Origin of the sequence: Chelativorans intermedius, from assembly GCF_025398255.1 — a bacterium.
Lineage (GTDB): Bacteria > Pseudomonadota > Alphaproteobacteria > Rhizobiales > Rhizobiaceae > Chelativorans > Chelativorans intermedius.
In genome coordinates, this window is sequence record NZ_JAODNW010000017.1 from 141091 (window position 1) to 147090 (window position 6000).

Genomic DNA, 6000 nt, shown 5'->3' on the forward strand with positions numbered 1-6000 from the left:
ATGGCGGCTTTGGCCAGGTGAGCCTTCGTTTCGACCCGGATACATTCGGCTTTCTCGTCACCGATCTGGCGCGGCTGATCCGTGCGGACATGGACCGGCGGATCGAGGCGGCGGGCATCGGTGTGACGCCGGGGGAGGCGCGCACCCTCATCTATGCGGCGCGCTATGGCGTGTTGCGCCAGAACGTGCTGGCCGAACGCATGGGCCTGGAGGCGATGACGGTCAGCGTCTATCTCGACCGGCTCGAAGAGCGGGGGCTCGTGAAGCGCATGCCAGACCCGGCCGACCGCCGCGCCAAGCTGATAAGGCTGACACGCAAGGCCGATGCGGTGCTGGAGGCCATCCTGCGCATTGCCGGCGAGGTGCGGGCGCGGGCGCGCGGCGAGATGGACGAGGAAAGCTGGGCGCGCCTTCGCGATCTCCTCAAGCAGGTGCGCGGCAACTTCACCGGCGGTGCGTAGCGGGCACCGCAAGACAGGCGGAACGGCATGAACATTCACAGCAGGGCCGCGGCGGCGCCCATCATGAGCGAGCGGCGGGTAAGCCTGATCGGCGCCATGCTGGTGGCGGTGGGGCCCGTTTCCATGGCGCTCTACACGCCCGCAATGCCGGAAATCGTCGCTGCCTTCGGCAGCACCGAGGCGATGGTGAAGATGACGCTGACCGCCTATTTCGCGGGCTTCGCCTTCTCGCAGCTCTTTTGCGGGCCGCTGTCGGACGGGCTGGGGCGCAAGCCCGTCACCTTCCTGTTCATGGGAATCTATGTGCTGGCCAGCCTGCTTGCCCTGCTCGCGCCCGGCGTGGAGGTGCTGATGGCCGCCCGCTTTCTGCAGGGGGTGGGGGCGGCCGTCGGTGTGGCGGTTTCGCGGGCGGTGGTGCGCGACCTCTTCACGCATGAGCAGTCGGCCCGCATCATGAACCTGATCGGCATCATCCTCGCCGTCGGGCCGGCGCTGTCGCCGACCATCGGCGGGCTGACCATGGAGCTGGCCGGCTGGCACGCCATCTTCCTGCTGATGCTGGCCGGGGGGCTCGCCATCATGCTCGTCGTGCAGCTCTACATGCGCGAGACGGTGGCCCGCGACCTTTCCCGCATCAGCCTGCGCGGGCTTGCCCGCGCCTATGGCACGCTTCTGGGCAGCCGGTACTTCGTCACGTCGAGCCTCGTGGTGGCCGGCAGCGTCGGCGCGCTCTACACCCAGGCGACCATGCTGCCCTTCATCCTCATGGGCAGGGTGGGGCTCTCCCCCTCGCAGTTCGGGGTGGGCATGCTCATGCAGTCCGGCCTGTTTTTCGCGGGTTCGCTGGCGGCGCGCCTTCTCATGGGCCGTCTGGGCGCCCAGCGCCTGGTGCCCATCGGGCTCGGCTTCATCGCGCTCGGCAGTGCGCTGCTCATCCTCCTGCTCAACGCCGCCCCGCCGTCCTTCCTGAGCGTCATGGGGCCTGTGGGTTTCTACGCCTTCGGCATCGCCTTCGTGATGCCGGCCATGATGACGGCGCTGCTCGCCCCGTTTCCGCAGACGGCCGGGGCGGCCTCGGCACTGGCCGGGTTCATGCAGATGGGCGGCGGGCTGGCCGGCGGGTCGGTGGCGGCGCTCATCGGCGATCCGGTCCTTGCCATGAGCATCGTCGTGCCGGCCATGGGCGCAACGGCCATCGCTGCCTGGCTGGCCTGGCGGCGCCTGCCCGAGCCGGCGCAGGCATCGCAGGTGCGCGATGCGCCTCCTCCCCCGGCCCCGGCCTGAGAAGGCTCAGACCTCCGGGCGCACGAAATCGCCGGTTTCGGGATCCATCACCCACAGCTCGCCCGTCGAGATGTCGAACCAGGCGCCGTGCAGGCTGAGCTCGCCCCTCTCCTCCCGCGACCTGATCCAGGGGAAGGTGCGCAGATTGGCCACCTGGAAGCGTATGGAAATGCGCTCCAGCGCCGTCTGGCGCTCCGCCGCCGTCATCATGGGATTGCCGGCCATCGCCTCGGCAGCGGGGGTGACGAGGCCCATCCAGCGGCCGATGAAATCCCCCGGCGACAGCGGTTTGGCCGCGGGGTTGAGCGCGGCATTGATACCGCCGCAGCGGCCGTGGCCCATCACCACGATGTGCTTCACCTTCAGGGCATAGACGGCAAATTCCAGCGCCGCCGAGGTGCCGTGGTGCTGCTCGTCCGGCCTGTAGGGCGGCACCAGGTTGGCTACGTTGCGCACCACGAAAAGCTCGCCGGGGCCGGCATCGAAAATGGTCTCGGGCGCGGCGCGCGAGTCGCAGCAGGCGATCACCATGGTCTCCGGCGCCTGGCCTTCGCGGGCGAGGGTGCGGTAGCGCTCGCTCTCGGCGGCATGGCGCTGCGCCATGAAGTTGCGGTACCCGGCAAGCAGGCGTTCTGGCAGATGTGTCATGCCTTCGCGAATAGCCGGGAACCACGCCGCCGGCAAGCCTGCGGGCCTCATCGGCGCGCGGCGGGCAAGGCGGCCGGAAGACGGTGCAGGCGCACCTGTGCCGTGGGCGCGGTGAGGCTGCCCATGTCGGTCTCCAGCATCAGCTCGTCGCTGCCGCGGGCGGCGGCGCGGGCCAGTGTCTCGTAGACGGCGGCCGTGACATGCCGCAGCGCCTCCCGCGGCGGCGCGCCGCGCATCAGCCAGGCCAGAAACAGCGCCGCCGTCAGGTCGCCCGGCCCCTTGGCCGGATCCTCCACGGCGGAGTGCTCGGCCAGATGCATCTCGCCCTCCAGAAGCAGCAGATTGCCGATGGCGCCCCTGCGGATGCCGGGGGCGGAGGTCACGAGCAAGGCAGGCGGGCCCAGGCGCCGGGCCGTCTCGGCCAGCGCCGGCAGCGTGTCGAGCGGCCGGCCGGCCAGCCAGGCGAGCTCATGGCGGTTGGGCGTGGCGATGTCGGCGAGCGGCAGGAGCACATCGCGGATGGCCACGGCCGTGGCCTGCGGCACATAGAGGCCGCCCAGATCCCCCATCACGGGATCGCAGACATAGCGGGCCTCAGGGTTCTGCCGTTTCACCCGCCGCACCAGCGCGGCGATGGCCTCGGCCTGTTCGGCGCCTCCCAGATAGCCCGACAGCACGGCGCCGACCTCGCCCAGCCACGGGGCATCCTCCAGATCGCGCAGGAAGGCGGCGAAGTCCGCCGGCGGCGGCACGATGCGGGTGGCCGGCCCGTGGCCGGGGTGCCAGGGCAGCAGCACCGTCGGCACGGCCCAGACGGGATGGCCCAGCGCCTCCAGTGCGAAGACGGCGGCGCGGTTGCCCACCGCACCGCGCGCCACATGGCTGGAGACGACGATCACGGCACCCCGCCGCGCGCTGTCCTGTGCCATGCCGCTCATCCGGTGCCGCCCGTCAGACGGGACCACAGCCAGACGATCAGGAACAGGGCGAAGACAAGCCCCAGCACGCGGCCGATGCGCCGGCCCCACAGCTCGATGCGGTCCTCGTCGCCGGCGTCGCGCGCGGCGAAATGGTCGCGCGCCCTGGCGGCCATGCGCATGAAGAGGTCGGACTCGCGTTCCACGCGCTCCAGAATGCGGCGGGACTCCTGCCGGTTCCTCTCCTCGCGCCGCTTCTCGTCCATCCGCCTCTGTCCGTCTCCTGCCGGCCGCCTGCCGTCCCAGCGCATAGCACCATTCTCCCCGCCGGTCGATTTCCTCCACAGGATTTGTCTGGCGCGCGCCGGCGCCACCCCATGGAAAGCGCCGTAGCGCGCCTTCCGAAGGGTGGCGGCATGCTTGCCCGGCCCGGGCGCGAGAGCTATGGTTAACGAACCATGAAGACGCTCTCGATCGACATCAGACGCGCCGATCCGCAGGATGCCGAGGCCATTGCCGCGGTGCACGATCGCGCCTGGCGCGGTGCCTATGCGGGCATCATTCCGCATCGCGCGCTCAACGCGATGATCGGGCGCAGGGGGCCTCGCTGGTGGGCCAACGCCATCCGTCGCTCGGCCACGGTGCTGGTGCTGGAGGTGGGGGGCGAGGTGGCCGGCTATGCCACGCTGGGGCGCAACCGGGCGCGCCAGCTGGGGCAGGGCGGCGAGATCTACGAGCTCTATCTCAGCCCGGAATATCAGGGCATCGGCATGGGCCGGCGCCTCTTCGAGGCGGCCCGCGACATGCTGACCGCCCATGGCTTCAGGGGGCTCGTCGTGTGGGCGCTGGAGGAGAACGCGCCTGCCGTCTCCTTCTATCTGGGCGCTGGCGGGCGCGATGTGGCCGAGGGCGTGGAGGTTTTCGGCAGCAAGGCCTTGCGCAAGATCGCTTTCGTCTGGGATTAGGGCGGCCATCCGCCCGTGTTGATTCGCCGCCTTGCCTGAAAGGGCAAGAGCGGCTAGGCACGCCGCAACATCAACCAAACCGGGAAGACCCCATGCGCATCGAGGCCATCTCCATTGGCGACAATCCGCCTGAAGATGTCAACGTCATCATCGAGGTGCCCGTCGGCGGCCAGCCGATCAAATACGAGATGGACAAGAAGGCCGGCACGCTCGTCGTCGACCGCTTTCTCTACACGCCGATGGCCTATCCCGGCAATTACGGCTTCGTGCCGCACACGCTGTCCGACGATGGCGACCCGATCGACGTTCTGGTGTGCAACACGCGCCAGCTCATCCCCGGCTGCGTGATCAATGTGCGGCCGATCGGCGTTCTCGTCATGGAGGACAATTCCGGCCAGGACGAGAAGGTGATCGCCGTGCCATCGCCGCACCTGACGCGCCGCTACGAGAACGTGAAGAACTTCACGGATCTGCCGGAGATCACGCTGCAGCAGATCCAGCATTTCTTCGAGCACTACAAGGACCTGGAGCCCGGCAAATGGGTGAAGATCGGCGACTGGATGGACGCCGCCGCCGCCCGCCGGCTGATCTCCGAGGCCATCGAGCGGGCGCGCAGCAAGGCCGCCTGAGCCGGCCGGGCAGGCCCGCAGCCGCGGGCACGAACGCGAAATCGGGGCGGCGGCGCTACAGCATTTTGCAGCCAGACGGAATCATCTGGCGTCGCACAAATGCGGCAAAAACGAAGAGATGGACCGGATCAGCGTTTCATTGAAATGATGAACCGGTCTAGCCGCCCTTCTCCGCGAGGACGGCAAGCCGCGCGGCGAGCGCTCGGGCGTCGCCGGCAATGGCAAGCGTCTTCAGGCGCGCGGTGGCGCCGCCCGTGACGGCCACGTCGCGCGCCGCCACGCCCAGCCATCCGGCGACAAGCTTTTCCAGCGCCCTGTTGGCCTTTCCGTCTTCCGGCACGGCGCGCACCCGCGCCTTCAGGTGCCTGCGTCCGTCCGCCGTCTCGCCCACACCCTCCACCGCGTCGCGCGCCGCCTTCGGCGTCAGCCGCACGAACAGCTCGACACCGTTCCCGGCGGGGCGAAAGAAGGGCTGCCCGGCGCGCCCGCTCACAGCAGCGCCGGCGCCACCGTGGTCAGGATGAACTGGCGCAGGAAGAAGATGATGAGAAGGAGGATGATCGGCGAGATGTCGATGCCGCCGAGATCAGGCAGGAGGTTGCGAATCGGCCGGAGCGCCGGCTCGGTGACGCGGAACAGGAAATTGGAGAACATGCCCACGAACTGGTTGCGCGGATTGACCACGTTGAAGGCATAGAGCCACGAAAACACCACCGCGGCGATGACGAACCACCAGTAGATGTCGAGCGCCATGATGATGGTCTGGATGAGCGCAAGCATGCCGATCTCCCAAAGGTTTTGCGACATGTAGCCACTGCGGCGCGGTGCGGCAAGCCCCGCACAACACGGTGCGCATGACCGCTTGACAGGGTGGGGCCCCTGGACCTAAATGCGCCCGTTCCAACGGATGGGGCTGTAGCTCAGTTGGGAGAGCGCATCGTTCGCAATGATGAGGTCAGGGGTTCGATTCCCCTCAGCTCCACCATTCTTCTCGTAAGTTATTAATTCTCTTACCATCCGAGGGATTTCAGGCACTTACATCCTGCCGATTGGCCACACATGTGGTATACACGGAGGCATGGAACGGGTGTCTGAT

At 68.5% G+C, this 6000-nt stretch carries 9 protein-coding genes and 1 tRNA gene; 5 read left to right on the top strand and 5 right to left on the bottom strand.

All coding sequences use genetic code 11. The features are described 5' to 3' along the window. The first annotated feature begins 17 nt into the window (after nucleotides 1–17). Together NYR58_RS13230 and NYR58_RS13235 are read left to right on the top strand one after the other, a co-directional pair. Nucleotides 18–461, top strand: a complete 444-nt coding sequence (locus NYR58_RS13230; RefSeq protein WP_261521328.1) for a MarR family winged helix-turn-helix transcriptional regulator — start codon at nucleotides 18–20, stop codon at nucleotides 459–461. 27 nt (nucleotides 462–488) lie between these two features. Beyond that, a complete protein-coding gene (locus NYR58_RS13235) occupies nucleotides 489–1745 on the top strand; it encodes a multidrug effflux MFS transporter (protein ID WP_261521329.1) in 1257 nt (418 codons plus the stop codon). A 6-nt stretch (nucleotides 1746–1751) separates the two neighbouring features. Here NYR58_RS13235 and NYR58_RS13240 read toward each other — a convergent pair whose 3' ends face one another. Genes NYR58_RS13240 through NYR58_RS13250 form a run of 3 tightly spaced genes read right to left on the bottom strand, consistent with a single transcriptional unit; the run spans nucleotide 1752 to nucleotide 3576 of the window. Beyond that, the gene (locus tag NYR58_RS13240; protein WP_261521330.1) at nucleotides 1752–2393 is read right to left on the bottom strand and encodes a carbonic anhydrase; all 642 of its coding nucleotides are present in this window, start codon (nucleotides 2391–2393) and stop codon (nucleotides 1752–1754) included. 47 nt (nucleotides 2394–2440) lie between these two features. Then, nucleotides 2441–3331, bottom strand: coding sequence for a pyridoxal kinase PdxY (pdxY, locus tag NYR58_RS13245; protein ID WP_261521331.1), 891 nt, complete (start codon nucleotides 3329–3331; stop codon nucleotides 2441–2443). Next, nucleotides 3328–3576 carry a hypothetical protein gene (locus NYR58_RS13250; protein WP_261521332.1) on the bottom strand — a complete coding sequence of 83 codons (249 nt, stop codon included), beginning with the start codon at nucleotides 3574–3576 and terminating at the stop codon, nucleotides 3328–3330. Before NYR58_RS13250 ends, pdxY begins: the two co-directional genes overlap by 4 nt. Nucleotides 3577–3768: 192 nt before the next feature. Between NYR58_RS13250 and NYR58_RS13255 the strand changes: the two genes are divergently transcribed. Beyond that, nucleotides 3769–4275 (top strand): GNAT family N-acetyltransferase, encoded by a 507-nt coding sequence (locus NYR58_RS13255; RefSeq protein ID WP_261521333.1) that lies wholly within the window; start codon nucleotides 3769–3771, stop codon nucleotides 4273–4275. Nucleotides 4276–4367: 92 nt separating this feature from the next. Next, nucleotides 4368–4904 (top strand): inorganic diphosphatase, encoded by a 537-nt coding sequence (gene ppa, locus NYR58_RS13260; protein ID WP_261521334.1) that lies wholly within the window; start codon nucleotides 4368–4370, stop codon nucleotides 4902–4904. 157 nt (nucleotides 4905–5061) lie between these two features. Here ppa and NYR58_RS13265 read toward each other — a convergent pair whose 3' ends face one another. Both NYR58_RS13265 and NYR58_RS13270 read right to left on the bottom strand, forming a co-directional pair. Then, on the bottom strand, nucleotides 5062–5397 hold the full coding sequence (locus NYR58_RS13265) for a DUF167 family protein (protein WP_261521335.1): 336 nt from the start codon (nucleotides 5395–5397) through the stop codon (nucleotides 5062–5064). Continuing rightward, a complete protein-coding gene (locus tag NYR58_RS13270; RefSeq protein WP_261521336.1) occupies nucleotides 5394–5684 on the bottom strand; it encodes a YggT family protein in 291 nt (96 codons plus the stop codon). The genes NYR58_RS13265 and NYR58_RS13270 overlap by 4 nt, the downstream gene beginning before the upstream one ends. Nucleotides 5685–5813: 129 nt before the next feature. On the opposite strand from NYR58_RS13270, the gene NYR58_RS13275 reads away from it, so the two are divergent. Further along, a tRNA-Ala gene (locus NYR58_RS13275) sits at nucleotides 5814–5889 on the top strand. Nucleotides 5890–6000: the final 111 nt, after the last annotated feature.

What these genes read in the sequence shown, in the direction of transcription:
- NYR58_RS13250 (WP_261521332.1), bottom strand. Translation starts at nt 3,576, where the DNA reads ATGGACGAGAAGCGGCGCGAGGAGAGGAACCGGCAGGAGTCCCGCCGC.
- NYR58_RS13270 (WP_261521336.1), bottom strand. Translation starts at nt 5,684, where the DNA reads ATGCTTGCGCTCATCCAGACCATCATCATGGCGCTCGACATCTACTGG.
- NYR58_RS13240 (WP_261521330.1), bottom strand. Translation starts at nt 2,393, where the DNA reads ATGACACATCTGCCAGAACGCCTGCTTGCCGGGTACCGCAACTTCATG.
- ppa (WP_261521334.1), top strand. Translation starts at nt 4,368, where the DNA reads ATGCGCATCGAGGCCATCTCCATTGGCGACAATCCGCCTGAAGATGTC.
- pdxY (WP_261521331.1), bottom strand. Translation starts at nt 3,331, where the DNA reads ATGAGCGGCATGGCACAGGACAGCGCGCGGCGGGGTGCCGTGATCGTC.
- NYR58_RS13235 (WP_261521329.1), top strand. Translation starts at nt 489, where the DNA reads ATGAACATTCACAGCAGGGCCGCGGCGGCGCCCATCATGAGCGAGCGG.
- NYR58_RS13255 (WP_261521333.1), top strand. Translation starts at nt 3,769, where the DNA reads ATGAAGACGCTCTCGATCGACATCAGACGCGCCGATCCGCAGGATGCC.